The organism is Nocardioides ferulae (assembly GCF_003660455.1).
Lineage (GTDB): Bacteria > Actinomycetota > Actinomycetes > Propionibacteriales > Nocardioidaceae > Nocardioides > Nocardioides ferulae.
The window spans coordinates 15,774-33,931 of record NZ_QZVR01000032.1; the positions used below are offsets into that span (position 1 = coordinate 15,774).

Sequence of the window (18,158 nt, forward strand, 5' to 3'; positions counted from 1 at the left end):
CAATCAATGGCCCCCGAGACCGGAGATGCGGATGCCGGAGTGGGTCTTGTACTTGCGGTTGATCGAGATCAGGACGGCGGTGAGGGGCTCGAGCTGGCGGGCGAGGCGCAGCTTGCCACCGTCGATGCCGTCGCGGCCGGTCACGCACCGGGCCAGCTCGATCGCGACGGACTTGGCCTCGACCGAGTCACCCACGACGAGCACGTCCTCCTCGGAGAGGTAGTCCGCCTCGCCCCACAGCGTCACCGCCGAGACGTGGTGGAAGGCACCGACCACCGTCGCCTCGGGCGCGAGCCGCTGGGCCGACTCGGCCGCCGACCCCTCGCCGCCGTCGATGGCCAGACCGTGCGCGCCGCGCTTGTCGAAGGCCAACGGGTTCACACACGAGATCACCGTCTTGCCCGCGAGCGGGAGGGTGGCCACCAGCTCGTCGTGCCCGTCGTACGGCACCGCCAGCAGGACCACGTCGGCCTCAGTGCACGCGTCGGCGTTGGCTGCGCCGCTCACCTGCCCGGCACCCGGGACGCCGGCCAGCCGCTGGGCCACCTCGTCGGCGACGACCTGCGCCTTCTCGGCCGCACGGGAGCCGATCACCACCGAGTGGCCGTGGCGGGCGAACCGGTAGCCCAGCCCCTTGCCCTGCGGGCCGGTGCCGCCGACGACGGCGATCCGGAACTGCTGGCTCGACTCCTGACCCGACTCTGGGCTCACGTCCTGCTCCTGTCTGCTGGTCCACGGTCTCGGGGGGCGGCTCCACTCGCTGGCGCAGGAGCGCCGCCCGTCGCGATCATGGCAGGCGGTGGGCTGTCCGGTGGCGGGTGCCACCATCCGACCCGGCCGGTTGCGATCGTGACAGTAGTTCTGTCATCGTGGCGAGTCGCCCGCCGCACCGCGGGCCGAACCGCACGAAGGAGCACCCGTGAAGCTGTCGATGCCGTTGATGTACGCCGGGAACCCGCGCGAGGCCGCCGACCAGGTGGTCGCGTTGGAGAAGGCCGGCCTCGACACGATCTGGGTGGCGGAGCCCTACGGCTTCGACGCGCCGACGCTCATGGGCTACCTGGCCGCGAAGACCGAGACGGTCGAGATCGGCGCCGGCATCCTCAACGTCTACTCGCGCACCCCCGGGGCGCTGCTGCAGACCGCGGCCGGCCTCGACAACGTCTCTGGAGGCCGCGCGATCATCGGTCTGGGGGCCTCCGGCCCGCAGGTGATCGAGGGGTTCCACGGCCTTCCCTACGACCGGCCTCTCGGCCGGACCCGAGAGGTCATCAAGCTGCTCCGGATGGGGCTGCGCCGCGAGCCGCTGCAGAGCGACGGCATCTACAAGATCCCCCTCCCCGAGGGGCAGGGCACCGGCCTGGGCAAGCCGCTGAAGCTGCTGAACAAGCCCGAGCGCGCGGAGGTCCCGCTCTACGTCGCCGCCCTCGGCGACAAGAACGTGGCGATGACCGCGGAGGTGGCCGACGGCTGGCTGCCGTTCCTGTTCGTTCCCGAGAAGGCCGGCGAGGTGTGGGGCGACGCGCTGGCCCGCGGCACCGCGAAGCGCTCCGCCGACCTGGCACCGCTGCAGATCAGCGCGGGCGGCCTGGTGGCGATCGGCGACGACGTCAAGGGGATGCTCGACTTCGTCCGCCCGATGTATGCCCTCTACGTCGGCGGCATGGGCGCGCGCGGCAAGAACTTCTACAACGACCTGGCCTGCCAGTACGGCTTCGAGAAGGAGGCCAAGGAGATCCAGGACCTCTACCTCGACGGCCACAAGCGTGAGGCCGAGGCGAAGGTGCCGATGGAGTGGCTCGAGGCCGGCAACCTCGTCGGGCCGGAGTCGTATGTCAAGGAGCGGATCGCGGCGTTCCGCGAGGCGGGCGTCACCAACCTGCAGGTCACCCCGGCCTCCGACGACCCCGCCGCGACGATCGCGCACCTCAAGGAGCTCGTCAGCTGACGGGTGGCCGGCGCCTCGGGCCTCGCACAAGCGCCGACTCGACGAACCCTTCAGTCGCGGGCCAGTGACCGGGTGATGACGGCGTTGGCCGCGCGCTGGAAGCCGGTCACCACCGACTCGAGGGTGAGCCGCCGCAGCCGCGCCATCGTGCGCTCGAGGCGCTCGGCGTCCTCCGGGGAGTGCGGCTCGCGCCGGTAGGGCTCGAGCACCTGGCGGCGCAGGATGTCGGTCAGGTCCTCGACCAGGGCCTCCATGTGCCGCCGGATCGCGTCGCCCGCGGCGGCCATCGCCTCCTCCGCGAGGTCGATGTCGAGCAGTTCGACCCCCACCTGGAGGCTGGGCAGCGGCACGTAGCTGCCCGCCGCCGTGCGCTCCACGCTGCCGACCTTGATCAGCAGGTCGACGTCGCGATCCGACAGCTTGCGCCCGGCCACCTTCTCGAGCTGACGGCGACCCAGCTCCTCCCGAGGGCGCGGTGACCACGAGGTGAGCATGGCCCGCTGGAGGGCGAGGTCCTCGACGGTGGCGTCGGCGGGCAGACCCGCCAGGAACCCCTCCACCGCCTGCAGCGTGAAGCCGTGGTCCTGCAACGCCCGCACCAGCTCCAACCGGGCCCGATGCTGCTCGTCGTAGTAGGCGACCCGACCGCGGCGCACCGGCGGCGGGACCAAGCCGAGGCTGGCGTAGTAGCGCGTGGTGCGCACGGTCAGTCCGACCGCCGCTGCGAGCTCGTCGATGGTGAGGAGCGGCTCGTCCGGAGACGCAGGCTGGGCGGTCATGACTGTCACAGTAATGCTGTCACGCCTCGGCGACCAGGCGGCACCTCCTGATCAAGCGAAACCTTCTGGGCCCGGTCTCGTTGTGAGGTGAGCCACTTGACGTACGTCACACTCTTTGTGACAGTCCTTCTGTCACAGTCGTACTGTCACAGCGATCGCACGGTCGATCCGGCCCAGGTCAGGAGCCCCGATGACGCACCCCCCGGCCCAGACGCCGCTGGTCGGCGGCTCGGTCGTGGGCGCGTGGCGCAGCGAGGTACGCCGAGGGCTGCTGGCGACGGTGCGCGACTGGCGGCCCCTGGCCGAGCTGGTGGCGCTGATCCGCTTCGGCGAGCAGGTGCTCCGCGGCACCGTACGCAGCGTGGCCGGGCGCCGCTTCCCGGTCGAGGAGCTGCTCGTCCAGACCTGGTACACGATCCGGGTCTGCACGTTGCCGGCGCTGGCCGTCTCGGTGCCGTTCGGCATCATCTTGGCGCTGCAGGTGGGTGTCCTGGCCCAGGAGGTGGGGGCGGTCGCCTTCACCGGCGCCGGCAACACGCTGGCGGTGGTGCGGCAGGCCTCGCCGATGATCACCGCGCTGATGCTCTCGGGGGTGGCCGGGTCGGCCATCTGCGCCGACCTCGGCGCCCGGCGCATCCGCGAGGAGCTCGACGCCCTCGAGGTGATGGGCATCTCGGTCGTCGAGCGGCTCGTGGTGCCCCGGATGCTGGCCACGGTCTTCGTGGCCGTGCTGCTCAACGGCGTGGTCATGTTCTTCACGATCATCACCACGCTGCTGGTGAGCATCTCGGTGATGAGCCTGCCGCCGGGCAGCTACCTCGCCTCGGTCACCACCTTGGCCCAGCTCTCCGACCTGTGGCTCTCGCTCTTCAAGGCGGCGGTGTTCGCGGTGATGTGCGCGGTGGTCGCGGCGTACAAGGGGATCACCGCGTCCCGGGGACCGACCGGCGTCGGCGATGCGGTGACCAGCTCGGTGGTCACGAACTTCGTGTTGCTCTTCGCGGCGAACTTCGCGATCTCCCAGGCGCACACCAGCCTGGTCGGGGGGCCGCTCGGATGAGCAGCCCCGGCACCCCGCGCCCCGCCGAGCTGGCCCGGCTGCTCGACGACACGCTGATCTCGCCCGGTGTCCGCCTGGGCGAGCTCGTGGTGCTCTCATGGCGCGCGGTCCTGGGCATCCGGCTGGCCCTGACCCACTATCGCGGCGAGGTCGGCCGGGTGCTGGCGGAGGTGACGCTCGGCTCGGGCGTCTTCGTCGTCGGCGGGGGCGTGGTCGGCGTGGTGCTGCTCCTCTCGACGCTGACCGGCACCGAGGTCGGGCTCGAGGGCTACCACGGCCTCGAGGTGATCGGCATGGCCCCGCTGACCGGGTTCATCTCCGGCTACGCCAACACCCGTGAGCTGGCGCCGATGGTCGCGGCGCTGGGGTTCGCGGCCCGCATCGGCTGCGGGTTCACCTCGCGCATCGGCGCGATGCGCATCAACGAGGAGGTCGACGCCCTCGAGGCGATGGCGATCCGTCCGGTCCCCTACCTGGTGAGCACCCGGCTGATCGCCTCCTGGATCGTGATCCTGCCGCTGTTCCTGATCGGCCTGGTCGGCACCTACCTGGCGACCGACCTCATGGTCACGGTGCTCTACGGCCAGTCGGCGGGCACCTACGACCACTACTTCCACACCTTCGTCTCGCCGCGCGACGTCGTCTACTCCGGGGTGAAGGTGGTCGCGCTGATCACGGTGGTGACCCTGATCCACTGCTACCACGGCTACACCGCGACCGGTGGCCCCGAGGGTGTCGGGCGGGCGACCGGGCGGGCCATCCGCACCAGCATCATCGCGCTGACCGTGCTCGACATCCTGTTGACGCTGGCGCTGTGGGGCCCCGACCAGCAGGTGGAGATCTCGGGCTGATGAGCGACCTGCTGTTCCCTCACTCCGGGCTCTCCCGCACGCGGCTGCGGCTGCGGCTGCTGGCGGTCGGCGGCGTGGCGACGCTGGCGCTGGCCGTGGTGGCGGCCGGACTGGGGCTCTCGTTCCTCGGCGTGCTCACCGGCGACGTGCGCGCCGAGGCACGGCTGGTCTCCACCGGCGACTCGCTGGGTGTGGGCTCGGACGTGAAGTTCCGCGGGCTCCGGGTCGGCCGGGTGCTGGAGGTGCAGGCGGGTGAGGAGCCCGCCGCCCGGATCGTGCTGATGGCCGAGCACGCCGAGCAGATCCCCGCCGACGTCCGGGCGCGGGTGCTGCCGGGCACGCTCTTCGGCAACGAGTACGTCGAGCTGGTCACGGCCGGCGACCGCGCCTCCGACCCAGCCTCCGACCCGGCCTCCGCCGGCGCCACCGGTGCGGCTCCGACCGCCGAGCGCCTCTCCGACGGCGCGGTGATCCCGGCCGACACCTCGGCCCGCACGTTGCGGCTGATGGACACCTTCACCGCGACCCAGGGGCTGCTCGCCGCCATCGACCCCGCGCAGGTCGACGCGGCCGTCTCGCAGTTGGCGAGGGCGCTCGACGGTCGCGGGGACGACCTCGGGCGGCTGCTGGAGGACGCCGACCGCCTGCTCGGCACCTGGGCGAGGAACGAGCCGGCCTTCCTGCGCAACCTCGACCTGCTCGCCCGCAACGTCGACACGCTCGCCGAGGTCGAGCCGAACCTGGTCCGTGCGGTCCGCGACTCACTGCCGGTGGCTCGCACGCTGGCCGAGAAGGAGCGTGCCACCACGGCCCTGATGCGCGGCGGCACCGCCTTGATGGTCGAGGTCGGCGGGTTCCTCGGCGACAGCGCCGACCTCCTGGCGCGGACCTTGCGCGGGACGGCCGACACGCTGGCGGTCTTCGCCGTCCGCCACCCCGACTTCGAACTGCTGGTCGGCAAGCTCCCGGCGGTGCTGGTCAACGGCGCCGAGGCGGTCAGCGACACCGCCATCCAGATGAACGCCGCGATCGGCAGCGGTCTCCCCGACCCCTACACGGCCGCGGACTGCCCGCGCTACGGCGACCTCGCGGGGCGCAACTGCCCGACCGCCACGAGCGGGGGTGACGCACGGTGAGGGCGCTGCTGCGGCACCCGGGCCCGCTGGCCGGGGTGTTGGCGTTCACGCTGGTGGCCGGCCTGCTCACCGCCGCGGTCGCCGGCACCCTGGCCCGCGGCACCGACGGCGACTCGCTGCGCATCGAGGCCGAGTTCCGCGATGCCGCCGGGGTCCGGGTCGGCGACGACGTGCGGATCGCCGGGGTCCGGGTCGGCCGGGTCAGCGACACCCGGTTGCACGGCGAGACCGCGGTGCTCACCCTCGACGTCGACGCCGCCCAGCGTGTCGACACCGCGACCCGGGCCTCGATCAACTACCTGAACCTGATGGGGCAGCGCTACGTCGCGCTCGAGCCGGGACCCACGGCGGACGCCGTCCGCCCGCTGCGGGAGGGCGAGTCGATCCCCCTGGCGCGGACCCGGCCCGCCCTCGACCTCACCGAGCTGTTCAACGCCTTCCGGCCGCTCTTCGACAGCCTGCGCCCCGACCAGGTGAACCGACTGGCGGAGAACATCGTCGCCACCCTGCAGGGCGAGGGGCCCACGCTGCGCGACCTCACCCGGCAGACGGCGCGTCTGACCCGCGACCTGGTCGGCCGCGACGAGGTGATCGCCCGGGTGCTCGACAACGTGACGCTGGTGCTGCACACCGCCGACGACCATCGCCGGCAGCTCGTCGGGCTGGTGCGCGACCTCGGCACGCTGACCTCGGGGCTGGCCGCCGACCGGGAGGCGATCGGCGCGGGCATGGACGACGTGTCCGAGGTCAGCACCCTGCTGGCCGGCCTGGCCGAGGAGACCGGCCCCGCGCTCACCCGCGACGTGGCCCGCCTGCGCCGCCTGGCCGGGTTCCTCGCGCAGCGGACGGGGCCGTTGAACGCCGCCCTCGAGGGCATCCCGACCCAGCTCGGCATCTACCTGCGCACCCTCGGCTACGGCAGCCACCTCAACGTCTACGTCTGCACGCTGGCGATCCGGGTGCTGGGCTCCCCCACCCTCGAGCTGCCGCCCGGCGGTGTCCACTCGCGGAGGTGCCGATGAGCCGGCGCGCCCTGTCCCACCCACGCACCGGTCGCCGGCGCGGTGCCGCGGTCGTGCTGGCGCTGCTGGCGCTCGCGGCCACGCTGCTGGTCGTGGCCGGCCTGCCGCGCGACACCGGCTACCGGGTCGAGCTGCGCCACGCCGCGGGACTGCGCGCCGGCGACGCCGTCCGGGTGGCCGGCCTCGAGGTGGGTCGCGTCACGGGCGTGCGGGCCGAGGGCGACACGGTCGTGGTCGACCTACGGGTCGAGGACGGCGTCGAGCTCACCGACGACACCGCCAGCTCGGTCAAGCTGCAGTCGCTGCTCGGGCAGCGCTACCTCGCGCTCGACCCCGGCGAGGGCGAGGCGCTGGCCGCCGGCGACACGGTCGACCGCCGGCACGCCGCCGACAGCTACACCCTGGAGCGGTTCTGGCTCGATGCGACGCCCCAGCTGGAGGAGCTCGACACCGCCGCGCTCTCGCGGGCGGTCGACACGCTCGGCACCGAGCTGGCCTCGGCCCCGGCCGAGGTGCGAGGCGCCCTCGACGGCATGGCGCAGGTCAGTGACCTGGTCGCCACCCGCGACGAGCAGCTGGGCGCCCTCCTGCGCTCGACGAGGTCGGTGACCGACACCGTGCTGGAGCAACGCGACGAGCTCGAGCAGCTGATGGACGACGCCGCACTGGTGATGACGATGGTCAGCGAGCGGCGCGAGTCGATCCGGCTGCTGCTGCGCGACGGCCGGCGGCTGGCGTCGACGCTGACCACGCTGGCCCGCGAGAACCAGCACCAGCTGCGCCCGGCCCTGCGCGACGCCCACCGGGTGCTGCGGGTGCTCACCCGGCAGCGCGACCAGCTGGACCGGCTGCTGGAGCTGTCCGGGCCGGCCATGCGCTTCTTCACCAACGCCACCGGCGACGGGCCCTGGCTGGGCGTGAACGCGCCGTACTTCGTGGTGCCCGACGACCTGCTCTGCCTCACCGAGCCGCTGGAGTGCCGATGACGACGGGAGCCCGCATCCGGGCCGCGGCCGTGGCCGCGGTGGTGCTGCTGCTGGTGGCGGGGACCGCCGTGTCCTGGTGGCGCGGCGGACCCGAGCCGGTGCGGGTCAGCGCCGACTTCGAGGACACCACCGGCCTCTACGTCGGCAACGATGTGGAGTACCTCGGCGTCCCGGTCGGCGAGGTCGTGCGCATCGAGCCGCGCGGCACCCACATGCGGGTGCATCTCGAGCTGGAGCCCGGCACCGAGGTCCCCCGCGACGCCGGTGCCGTGATCCTCCAGTCGGCCCTGGTGACCGACCGGTACGTCGAGCTGGGACCGGCCTACACCGGCGGTCCGACGCTGTCCTCCGGCGCCCACATCGCCGCGGACCACACCCGCAGCCCGGCGACGATCGACGAGGTCACCGCCTCGATCGACGAGCTGGTTCGGGCCCTGGACAGCGCCGGCCCCGGCGAGCGCGACATCGGCGACCTGCTGGCGGTCGGCGCGAGCACGCTGGACGGCAACGGCCGGCGGATCCGGGACGCCCTGGTCGGCGGAGAGCGGGCGCTGCGCACCCTCAACGCCCGCGGCGGCGACATCGAGGCCGTGGTGGGCAACCTGGCCGCGCTGACCCGGGCCCTGGCCGAGCGCGACACCACGATCCGCGGCTTCGCCGACGCGGTGGGACGCTCCACCCGGGCGGTGGCCCGGCAGCGCAGCAGCATCACCACGACCCTGCGGTCGCTGGCCGAGCTCGGCCGCATCGTCACCCGGTTCGTGCGGCGCAACCACGCGGTCGCCGGCGCCGACCTGCGGCAGGCCCTGAGGGTCGCCCGCACCGTCCGGACCCGGCAGGACCAGCTGGCCGAGGCGTTCGACACGATGCCGACGCTGGCCGAGAACCTCGCCCGCGCCTACGACTGGGAGCGGGACCGGCTGCGGGTGCAGTTCTCCACCTCCGCGGGGCCGTTCAGCCGGGTCTTCCGCGCCGAGATGTGCGACCGCCTCGGGCTGCCGCTGTGCGGCATGCTCTTCCACGACGACGGGACCGGGCTGCTCGACCCACTCCTCGACGGCCTGCACGACGTGCTGCCGGAGAACATCCCGTGACGGGCCCGGCGTACCCCCGGCTGCGCCCTCGCCTGCTGACCCCGCTGGCGGCGGCCCTGGCCGCGGTCGTGCTCGGCACCTCCGCGTGCTCCCCGGAGCTGCGCGACGTCCCCATGCCCGGCCTGGTCTCCGGGCCGACCCGCAGCGTCGACGCGGTCTTCGACAGCGCGCTGAACCTGCCGCTGGACGCGCCGGTGAAGCTGGACGGCAGCACGGTCGGCCAGGTGTCCGCGATCGAGGTGCGCGACTACCGCGCCCACGTGACGATGGACCTGCTCGAGTCGGTCCCCCTCCACGAGGGCGCCCGCGCCGACATCCGGCTCACCTCGCCGATGGGCAACGCGTTCGTCGAGCTGACCGACGGCACCGGGGCGGTGCTGCCGGCCGGCAGCGCGCTCCCGGTCGGCGCCACGGGGCAGGCGCCCGACGTGTCCGACCTGCTCAGCGCGCTGTCGGTCGTGGTCACCGGAGGCAGCTTCGCCGACGTCAAGACGATCGTCGAGGAGCTCAACACCGCGCTCACCGGACGCACCCGGCGGGTGCGCTCCCTGCTGGGTCGCCTGGACCGGACGCTGACCTCGTTCGCCGCCCAGACCGAGCGCTTCGACCGGACGCTCGCCGGGATCGACCGCCTCGGCCGCCGGCTCGCCGCGGACACCCCGTTCCTGACCGAGGCGGTCGCCGAGGTCCGTCCGACGGTGCGGGCGCTGACCCGACAGCAGGACGACGCGCTGGCCCTGCTCGCGGAGGTCCGCCGGTTCGGCGACGTCGGCACCGAGGTGCTCACCCGCACCCGCGGCGACCTGGTGCGGAGCCTGCGTGAGCTGGAGCCGGTGCTCGACAGCCTGCTGCGCACCCGGGGCCGGATGGTGCCGATCATGCGCGGCATCCTCGAGTTCGGCTCGCGCACCGACGCGGCCAGCCCGGGCGACTACTCCAACTTCGACCTGGTCTTCGACGTCGACCCGTCGGCCCTGGTCCCCCAGGCCGGAGGCAGCGCGGGCGGCGCGGGCGGCGCGGGCGGTGGCGGTGACGGCCGCGGTGGACCGGACGCCGGCGACGACGATCGAACGGGCGGCGACAGCTCCGACGACTACGGTCTCGCTGCGCTGCTCTCCCTGCTGGGAGGCCTCGGATGAACCACCGGACCCTGGCCCGCCGGGCCAAGCTGGCGCAGGCGCTGCTGCTCGCCATCCTCGCCGCCGGCACCGTCTACGTGGCCGACAGCGTCGTCGGTGGCCAGCTGTTCACCGACCCCTACCGGGTGACGGTCCACTTCGACGAGGCCGCCGGGCTGCACGAGCGCTCCACGGTCAACTACCGCGGGCAGCAGGTCGGCACGGTCAGCGACGTCCGGCTCACCGCCGACGGCGTGGTCGCCGAGCTGACGCTCGAGGAGGGTGTCGAGGTGCCCCGCGACAGCGAGGTCGGCGTCGCCAACCTGTCGGCGGTCGGGGAGCAGTACGTCGACATCCGGCCGCGCACCGCCGAGGGGCCGATGCTCGAGGACGGCGACGTGGTCACCGCCGAGGACACCACGACGCCGCCGCCGGTGCACGAGGTGGTCGCCCACACCCAGCGGCTGATGCGCAGGGTCGACCTCGCCGACGTCCGCACCATCGGGCGGGAGGTGGCCCGCGCCTTCGCGGACGGCTCGGTCGACCTGCGGGCCACCTCGGTCGAGCTCGAGCGGAGCGTCGCGCTGCTGCAGCGGCTCCAGCCGGACCTGCTGGCGCTGCTGGAGCACGGCGAGGTGCCGCTGCGCACCGGCGTGGAGAAGGAGCAGACGATCCGCCGGGCCAGCCGCGACCTGGCCGCCGTGGCCGCCGAGCTGCGGCGCGCGGACCGTCCGCTGCGCCGCCTGATCGACGACGGCGGCCGGCTGGTGCCGCTGCTCCAGCGGCTCTGGGCCACCCACGCCCCGACGCTGCGCTCGCTCCTGGAGACCGCCACACCCCTGGCCGAGATGTCGGCCGCCCACCTGCCGGGCCTGCGGGTGTGGCTGGACTGGATCCCCGAGCAGCTGGAGGCGATGGCTCGCAGCACCCGCGACGGCAGCGGCTGGGTGGTGCTGGTGCCCAAGCTGCTGGAGAACTGCACCTACTCGGGCCCCTCCGGGCAGCGCGACCCCTCCGCGCTGTCCCGGCGTCCGCCACCGGTCGAGAACCAGTGCACCGAGCAGCGGCCCGGGATCCAGGCACGCGGGTCGCAGAACGTGCCGCGTCCGTGACCCCCTCGGCGTACCACCGCGTGAGCCAGGTCTTGCAACCTTGACAGTTTCGCTGTCACAGTAGCGCTGTTGTCCGCATCACACCCCCGAGGAGCACCGATGAGCCAGACCACCCCCTTCTTCGAGACCGAGCACGAGGACTTCCGTCGCACCGTGCGGGCCTTCGTGGAGAAGGAGGTCGTGCCGTTCCACGCCCAGTGGGAGGCCGACGGCCAGGTCTCCCGCGAGGTCTGGCGCAAGGCCGGCGAGGCGGGGCTGCTCTGCTTCGACGTCGCCGAGGAGTACGGCGGCGCCGGGGTCGCCGACTTCCGCTACAACATGATCGTCAGCGAAGAGCTCGGCAAGGCCGGTGCGCACGGCCCCGGCTTCCCGGTGCACACCGACATCATCGTCCCCTACATCAGCACGCTCGGCACCGAGGAGCAGAAGCAGCGCTGGCTGCCGAAGCTGGTCAGCGGCGAGCTGATCTCGGCGATCGCGATGACCGAGCCGGGCGCCGGCAGCGACCTGCAGGGCATCCGCACCACCGCGGTCGACAAGGGCGACCACTACGTGCTGAACGGGTCGAAGACCTTCATCAGCAACGGCATCCTGGCCGACCTGGTCATCGTGGTCGCGCGCACCGACGCCGACGCCGGCCACCAGGGCATCAGCCTGCTGGTCGTCGAGCGCGGCATGCCCGGCTTCGAGCGCGGCCGCAACCTCGACAAGATGGGCATGAAGGCCCAGGACACCGCCGAGCTGTTCTTCGACAACGTCGAGGTGCCGAAGGCGAACCTGCTCGGCGAGGAGGGCTCGGGCTTCATCTCGCTGATGGTCAACCTGCCGCAGGAGCGGCTCTCGATCGCCGCGATCGCGGTGGCCGCCTGCGAGCACATCCTCACGCTGTGCCTGGACTACGCCAAGGAGCGGCAGGCCTTCGGCAAGCCGATCGGCAAGTTCCAGCACAACCGGTTCATGCTGGCCGAGATGGCCACCGAGGTGCACATCGCCCGGGTCTTCGTCAACGACTGCGTCGCCAAGCACAACCGCGGCGAGGTCGACACCTCGCTGGCCTCGATGGCCAAGTGGTGGACCACCGAGCTGCAGAAGAAGATCGTCGACCAGGCCGTCCAGCTGCACGGCGGCTACGGCTACATGATGGAGTACCCCGTCGCCCGGGCCTACGTCGACAGCCGGATCCAGACCATCTACGGCGGGACCACCGAGATCCAGAAGGAGATCATCGGCCGGAGCCTGGGGCTCTGATGGACTTCGACCTGCCGGAGTCGGCCGTCGCCGTCCGCGACGGGGTGGCCGCGGTCGCCGCGAAGTACGACCACGCCTACTGGTCGGCCTGCGAGGACGAGCACCGCTTCCCGAGCGAGGCCTGGCGCGACCTCGCCGACGGCGGCTGGATCGGGCTGTGCGTCCCCGAGGAGCACGGCGGCGGCGGCCAGGGGATGCTCGAGCTCGCCGTGGCCTGCGAGACCCTCGCCGCCTCCGGCGGCACCGCCGCGATCTTCCTCTACATCCTCACCCCCGGCTTCGGCGCGATGACCCTGGCCCGGCACGGCACCGAGGAGCAGCAGCGCCGGATCCTGCCGGGCATCGCGGAGGGACGCACGCAGTTCTGCATGGCGCTCACCGAGCCGGACGCCGGCAGCAACGCCGTCGAGATCCGCACCAGTGCCCGGCTCGACGGCGACGAGCTCGTGGTGCGCGGGCAGAAGATCTGGATCTCCGGGGTCGAGAACGCCGAGTGGATGCTGGTCGTCGCCCGCACCACCCCCGCGGCCGAGGCCCGCGAGAAGCTGGGGTCGCGCACCGCCGGGTTCACTCTGCTCCTGGTCGACGTGAAGGCCGCCCTCGCCGACGGCACCTTGAGCTACACGCCGATCCCGAAGCTGGGCGGCAACGTGGTCACCTCCAGCCAGGTGTTCCTCGACGACGTGCGGGTCCCGCTCTCCCACGTCGTCGGGCCGGTCGATGGCGGCTTCCCGGTGCTCTGGGACGTGCTCAACCCCGAGCGCATCCTGGCCGCGGCCGGCGGGGTCGGCGGCGCCGAGGCCGCTCTCCGGCTGGCCGCCGACTACGCCTCCACCCGCGAGGTCTTCGGCCGGCCCATCGGCGCCAACCAGGCGATCCAGTTCCCGCTGGCCCAGCTGAAGGCCAAGACCGAGCTGGCCCGGCTGATGACCTACCAGGCCGCCTGGCTCTTCGACCAGGGCCGCCCCTGCGGCAACGAGACCAACATCGCCAAGCTCACCGCCGCCCAGGTCGCGTGGGAGTCCGCCAACCAGGCGTTCCAGACCTTCGGCGGCATGGCCTACAGCAAGGAGTACCCCGTCGAGCGGCTGTTCCGAGACAGCCGGATCGGCAAGAACATCCCCGTCGCCGAGGAGCTGATCCTGGCCCACATCGGCACCCAGATGCTCAACCTGCCGAGGAGCTACTGATGTCCGCACAGACGACCGACCAGACCCCCAACCCGCCCGAGGGCGACGTGCTCGCCGACCGGGCCCGGATCGAGCAGGCCATCGCCGGGCTCACCCTCCCGGCCGCGCTCGCGCGCACCGTCGAGGCGAACGGCGACGCCCCGGCGTACTCCGACAAGGTCGGCGTCGCCGCACCCGAGGGCGGCGGCTACGCCCCCGGCTGGCGCACGGTGAGCTGGCGCGAGCTGCACCGCCAGGCGCTCGAGGCCGCCGCCGCGTTCGCCGCCTACGGCGTGCAGCCGGGCGACACCGTCGCGGTGATGGCCAGCAACCGCATCGAGCACGTCGTCGCCGACCTGGCCGGGGTGCACGCCGGCGCGGTGCCGATGTCGGTCTACAGCACCCTGGCCCCCGAGCAGGTGACCTTCGTCGCCGGCCACTCCCAGCCCAGCGTGGTCGTCCTGGAGGGCGCCGACCAGCTGGCCCGCTGGGCGCCGGCACTCGACGCGTCCGGCAGCGTGCGCAAGGTCGTCGTCATGGACTCCTCCGCGCTGCCCGACGGCGAGCGCTACGTCAGCTGGGAGGCGATGCTCGCCGAGGGCGCCGCCCACCGCGCCGAGCACGCCGCCGAGCTCGACGCCCGGGTGGCGGCCATCGAGCCCGACCAGCCGGTCACGATCCTCTACACCTCCGGCACCACCGGGAACCCCAAGGGCGTGGTGCTGACCCACCACAACGTGCTCTTCGAGGCGGAGTGCTCGCTGCAGACCGCCGGCCGCAGCGACGAGCTGGTGTTCATCTCCTACCTGCCGTTCGCGCACATCGCCGAGCGCATCCTCGGCATGTACATCCCGCAGGTCAACGGCGGCCACATCCACCTGATCGCCGACCCCTCGCTGCTGCTGGGAGCGCTCGGCGAGGTCCGGCCCACCCGCTTCTTCGGCGTGCCGCGGGTGTGGGAGAAGATCAAGACCGGCGTCTCCGCCAAGCTGGCCGCCGAGCCCGACGAGGCCAAGCGCGCGATGGTCGACCAGGCGATGGCCGTCGGCCTGGAGTACGTCGAGTCCCTGCAGCTGGGCCACTCCCCCACCCCCGAGCTGGAGCAGCGCTTCGCCGAGGCCGACGCCGGCCTGCTCGGCTTCCTCCGGGCGCTGCTCGGCCTGGACCGCTGCGAGTGGGCGGCCTCCGCCGCCGCGCCGATGCCGATCGAGGTGGCCAGGTTCTTCGCCGGGCTCGGGATGCGCATCTACGACGTCTACGGCATGACCGAGACCACCGCGGCCGTCGCCGCGTGCGGGCCCGACGCGTTCCGGCTCGGCACCGTCGGGCGGGCGCTGCCGGGCATCGAGCTGCGGATCGCCGAGGACGGCGAGATCCTGGCCCGCGGGCCGGTGAGCACCCCCGGCTACTACCGCCAGGAGGAGGCCACCCGGGCGCTGGTCGACGCCGACGGCTGGGTGCACACCGGCGACCTCGGCGAGCTCGACGACGACGGGTTCCTCAAGGTGGTCGACCGCAAGAAGGAGATGATCATCACCTCCTCGGGCAAGAACATCGCGCCCTCGAACATCGAGAACCTGCTCAAGGAGTCCCCGCTGGTCGGGCACGCCCTGGTCTTCGGCGAGGCGCGCCCCTACGTCGTCGCGGTGCTCACCCTCGACCCCGAGGTGGCGCCGCTGGTCGCCCAGCAGGCCGGCGTCGAGTTCCGCGACCTCGCCGACCTGGCGCAGCAGCCGGCGATCCGCGCGATGGTCCAGCAGGCCGTCGACGCCGCCAACGCCCGCCTCTCCCGCCCCGAGCAGGTCAAGGCCTGGGAGCTGCTGCCGGTCGAGTGGACCGCCGAGTCCGAGGAGCTCACGCCCACCCTGAAGCTCAAGCGCCGGGTGGTGCACCAGAAGTACGCCGACGTCCTCGACCGGCTCTACGGCTGAGCAGGGAGGGCAGCGATGTCCACCGTCGCGTCTCGGGTGCCCACCCCCCGCTCCACCGGCGACCGGCCGGACGCCGGAGAGCTGCCGGCCCGGCCACTGGGGCCCGGCTCCGTCGTCTGGTACGCCGCGGGCGACCAGCGGGTCCTGCTCTTCGCGGTCCGCGCCCTGCTGCTCCAGGTCGCCCATCCGATGGTCGGCGCCGGCGTGTTCGAGCACTCCGTCTACAAGACCGACCCCTACGGCCGGCTGTGGCGCACCACCGAGTCGGTCAACAACCAGGTCTACGGCGGGGTCCGCGCGGCCGAGGAGGGCCGGCGACTGATCCGGATGCACACCCAGATCAAGGGCGTCGACGCCGACGGCCGGCGCTACCACGCGCTCGACCCCACGGCGTACCTCTGGGTGCACGCGACCATGCTCGACACCTGGCGGCTGATGCTGCGCGAGGTCGGCCCCGGGCTCACCGACGAGCAGGACCAGCAGCTGTTCGAGGAGTGGCACCGGATGGCGCTGCTGATCGGCGTGCGGCCCTCGGTGCTGCCCTCGACGCGGGCCGAGTTCGAGGCGATGTGGGAGCAGATGCTGCCGCGGCTGGAGAACAACCCCGTGGTCCAGGACCTGCTGCACGTGGTGCCCCGCCGACCCCCGTTCACGCCGATCCCGCAGCGCCTCTTCGACGCTGTCGGCCGGCCGCTGCTGCGCCGGCAGCGCGAGCTGGTCGCCTGCACGCTCGATCCCGGTCTGCGGGCGCGGATCGGCCTGCCCGCCCCGACCCCGGCGATGCGGCGCCGGGTGCGCCGGACCCTGCGCGTGGCGCGTCTGGGCAACCGGCTGCCGGACTGGCTGCGCCAGGCGCCGCTGGCCCGGCTGGCCGTCCGCCGCACGCTGCGCGACCCACGGACCAGGCCCGAGCCGGTCGCCTACCCGTAGCCCCGGCGGTCGAGGAGGTTGCCCAGCGACCGACTCGAGGCCGCGGGGTCGAGACCATCCGCCCACCACCGCACCCTTGGAGAACGATGACCGCCACCGCCGTCCCCGACCAGGCCCTCGACGCCGGACGCCGCCCCACCTGGCTCACCGCCGAGGTGCTCGACGACCTGCTGCGCTGGGTCAGCCGCGACCCCGGCGGTGCGGCGCCGCCGCTGGCGCCGCTGGCGCCCTACGACGGGCGGCCGACCGCCGGGCCCGGCGGCGTCCCGGCCAGCACTCCCGACGACGTCGCGGGGGCGGTCGCCAGCGCCCGCCGGGCCCAGCGGGCCTGGGCGGTGGTCCCCTACTCCTCGCGCGCCGAGGTGGCGCTGCGCTTCCACGACCTGCTGGTCGAGCGGCAGGACGAGGTGCTCGACCTGATCCAGTGGGAGATGGGCAAGGCCCGGTTCAGCGCCTGGCAGGAGATCCTGCAGGTCGCCAACATCGCGCGGCACTACGCGCGCCGCGGCGCGGCGTACCTCGCCGATCGGCGGGTGCGAGGGGCGATGCCCGGGCTGACCCGGGTGCGTGAGGTGCGGGTCCCCAAGGGCGTGGTGGGCGTGGTCTCGCCGTGGAACTATCCGCTCTACCTCGCCGTCGGCGACGTGCTGCCGGCGCTGCTGGCCGGCAACGGGGTGGTCAGCAAGGCCGACTCGCAGACGCCGCTCACCCTGCTCTGGGCGCGCCGGCTGATGGCGGAGGCGGGCCTGCCGACCGACCTCTGGCACGTGGTGACCGGCCCGGGCTCCACCGTCGGCAACGCCCTGGTCGACGCGGTCGACTACGTCTGCTTCACCGGGTCGACGCGCACCGGCAGGGGCATCGGCAGCCGCGCCGGCCAGCGGCTGATCGGGGCGTCGCTGGAGCTGGGCGGCAAGAACCCGCTCATCGTGCGCGCCGACGCCGACGTGGCGAAGGCCGCGGCGGGCTGCGTGGCGGCCGCCTTCGGCAACACCGGCCAGATGTGCATCCACATCGAGCGGGTGCTGGTGCACACCGACGTGTACGACGAGTTCCGCGATGCCCTGGTGGCGGCCACGCGGGCGCTGCGCCTGGGCCAGACCTTCGACTACTCCGTCGATGTCGGCACGCTCGCGACCGAGGCCCAGCTCGCCGCGGTGGCCGCGCACGTGGACGACGCCCGCGCGAAGGGCGCCACGGTGCTGGTCGGCGGGCGGGCCCGGCCCGACCTGGGCCCGTTCGTCTACGAGCCGACAGTGCTCGAGGGGGTCACCGCCGACATGAAGGTGTGCGCCGAGGAGACGTTCGGCCCGGTGGTCTCGCTCTACCGGGTGGCCGGCGACGCGGAGGCGGTGGAGCGGGCCAACGCCGGCAGCTACGGCCTCTCGGCGAGCATCTGGAGCCGGGACACCGTGACCGCCGAGCAGCTGGCCGGCTCGATCCGCGCCGGAGCGGTCAACGTCAACGACGGCGCGGCGGCCGCGGCCGGCTCGATCGAGGCAGGCATGGGCGGCATGGGCGACAGCGGCCTGGGCCGCCGGCACGGCCGGGAGGGGATCGTGAAGTACACCGAGTCGCAGACGGTGGCCACCCAGCGCCTGGTGCCGCTCGGCCCGCCGCCGAACCTGCCGGTCGAGCGGTTCGTGGCGCTGGGCAACCGGCAGCTCGCGCTGCTGCGGCGGCTGCGGGTGCGGTGAACCCTCGGCGGCCCGCGGCTAGACGGTATGGAGTGACCGCACGGCGCTGGTGTCGTGGAGCTCGAGGCCATTCCTCG

Annotated in this window: 16 protein-coding genes; 14 read left to right on the forward strand and 2 right to left on the reverse strand. The window is 73.2% G+C overall.

The window, feature by feature from the left end:
* Positions 1-3 precede the first annotated feature (3 nt).
* Positions 4-711 (reverse strand): NADPH-dependent F420 reductase, encoded by a 708-nt coding sequence (gene npdG, locus D6B71_RS21510; protein ID WP_240641632.1) that lies wholly within the window; start codon positions 709-711, stop codon positions 4-6.
* A gap of 208 nt (positions 712-919) precedes the next feature.
* On the opposite strand from npdG, the gene D6B71_RS21515 reads away from it, so the two are divergent.
* Entirely contained in the window at positions 920-1,948 is a 1,029-nt protein-coding gene (locus D6B71_RS21515; protein WP_121258864.1) for an LLM class F420-dependent oxidoreductase, read from the forward strand.
* Positions 1,949-1,998: 50 nt separating this feature from the next.
* Here the strand turns inward: D6B71_RS21515 and D6B71_RS21520 are convergent, their stop codons facing one another.
* Positions 1,999-2,727 carry a MerR family transcriptional regulator gene (locus tag D6B71_RS21520; RefSeq protein ID WP_121258865.1) on the reverse strand — a complete coding sequence of 243 codons (729 nt, stop codon included), beginning with the start codon at positions 2,725-2,727 and terminating at the stop codon, positions 1,999-2,001.
* Between the two features lie 190 nt (positions 2,728-2,917).
* Here D6B71_RS21520 and D6B71_RS21525 point away from each other — a divergent pair, with 190 nt between their 5' ends.
* From D6B71_RS21525 to D6B71_RS21585, 13 genes are all read left to right on the forward strand, one after another.
* The gene (locus D6B71_RS21525) at positions 2,918-3,787 is read left to right on the forward strand and encodes an MlaE family ABC transporter permease (protein WP_121258866.1); all 870 of its coding nucleotides are present in this window, start codon (positions 2,918-2,920) and stop codon (positions 3,785-3,787) included.
* Complete coding sequence (locus D6B71_RS21530) at positions 3,784-4,638, forward strand: ABC transporter permease (RefSeq protein ID WP_121258867.1); 855 nt, start codon at positions 3,784-3,786, stop codon at positions 4,636-4,638. Before D6B71_RS21525 ends, D6B71_RS21530 begins: the two co-directional genes overlap by 4 nt.
* Positions 4,638-5,774, forward strand: coding sequence for an MCE family protein (locus D6B71_RS21535; RefSeq protein WP_121258868.1), 1,137 nt, complete (start codon positions 4,638-4,640; stop codon positions 5,772-5,774). Before D6B71_RS21530 ends, D6B71_RS21535 begins: the two co-directional genes overlap by 1 nt.
* On the forward strand, positions 5,771-6,796 hold the full coding sequence (locus D6B71_RS21540; protein ID WP_121258869.1) for an MCE family protein: 1,026 nt from the start codon (positions 5,771-5,773) through the stop codon (positions 6,794-6,796). The genes D6B71_RS21535 and D6B71_RS21540 overlap by 4 nt, the downstream gene beginning before the upstream one ends.
* Positions 6,793-7,782, forward strand: a complete 990-nt coding sequence (locus D6B71_RS21545) for an MCE family protein (protein ID WP_121258870.1) — start codon at positions 6,793-6,795, stop codon at positions 7,780-7,782. Before D6B71_RS21540 ends, D6B71_RS21545 begins: the two co-directional genes overlap by 4 nt.
* A complete protein-coding gene (locus tag D6B71_RS21550; protein WP_121258871.1) occupies positions 7,779-8,876 on the forward strand; it encodes an MCE family protein in 1,098 nt (365 codons plus the stop codon). The genes D6B71_RS21545 and D6B71_RS21550 overlap by 4 nt, the downstream gene beginning before the upstream one ends.
* The gene (locus D6B71_RS21555) at positions 8,873-10,015 is read left to right on the forward strand and encodes an MCE family protein (protein WP_121258872.1); all 1,143 of its coding nucleotides are present in this window, start codon (positions 8,873-8,875) and stop codon (positions 10,013-10,015) included. The genes D6B71_RS21550 and D6B71_RS21555 overlap by 4 nt, the downstream gene beginning before the upstream one ends.
* Positions 10,012-11,106 (forward strand): MlaD family protein, encoded by a 1,095-nt coding sequence (locus tag D6B71_RS21560; protein ID WP_121258873.1) that lies wholly within the window; start codon positions 10,012-10,014, stop codon positions 11,104-11,106. Before D6B71_RS21555 ends, D6B71_RS21560 begins: the two co-directional genes overlap by 4 nt.
* Before the next feature lie 99 nt (positions 11,107-11,205).
* Complete coding sequence (locus tag D6B71_RS21565; protein WP_121258874.1) at positions 11,206-12,354, forward strand: acyl-CoA dehydrogenase family protein; 1,149 nt, start codon at positions 11,206-11,208, stop codon at positions 12,352-12,354.
* Complete coding sequence (locus D6B71_RS21570) at positions 12,354-13,544, forward strand: acyl-CoA dehydrogenase family protein (RefSeq protein ID WP_121258875.1); 1,191 nt, start codon at positions 12,354-12,356, stop codon at positions 13,542-13,544. The genes D6B71_RS21565 and D6B71_RS21570 overlap by 1 nt, the downstream gene beginning before the upstream one ends.
* Positions 13,544-15,454 carry an AMP-dependent synthetase/ligase gene (locus tag D6B71_RS21575; RefSeq protein ID WP_121258876.1) on the forward strand — a complete coding sequence of 637 codons (1,911 nt, stop codon included), beginning with the start codon at positions 13,544-13,546 and terminating at the stop codon, positions 15,452-15,454. The genes D6B71_RS21570 and D6B71_RS21575 overlap by 1 nt, the downstream gene beginning before the upstream one ends.
* 15 nt (positions 15,455-15,469) lie before the next feature.
* Positions 15,470-16,384, forward strand: a complete 915-nt coding sequence (locus D6B71_RS21580; protein WP_121258877.1) for an oxygenase MpaB family protein — start codon at positions 15,470-15,472, stop codon at positions 16,382-16,384.
* Between the two features lie 86 nt (positions 16,385-16,470).
* Positions 16,471-18,081, forward strand: a complete 1,611-nt coding sequence (locus D6B71_RS21585) for a succinic semialdehyde dehydrogenase (RefSeq protein WP_121258878.1) — start codon at positions 16,471-16,473, stop codon at positions 18,079-18,081.
* The last annotated feature ends 77 nt before the right edge of the window (positions 18,082-18,158 follow it).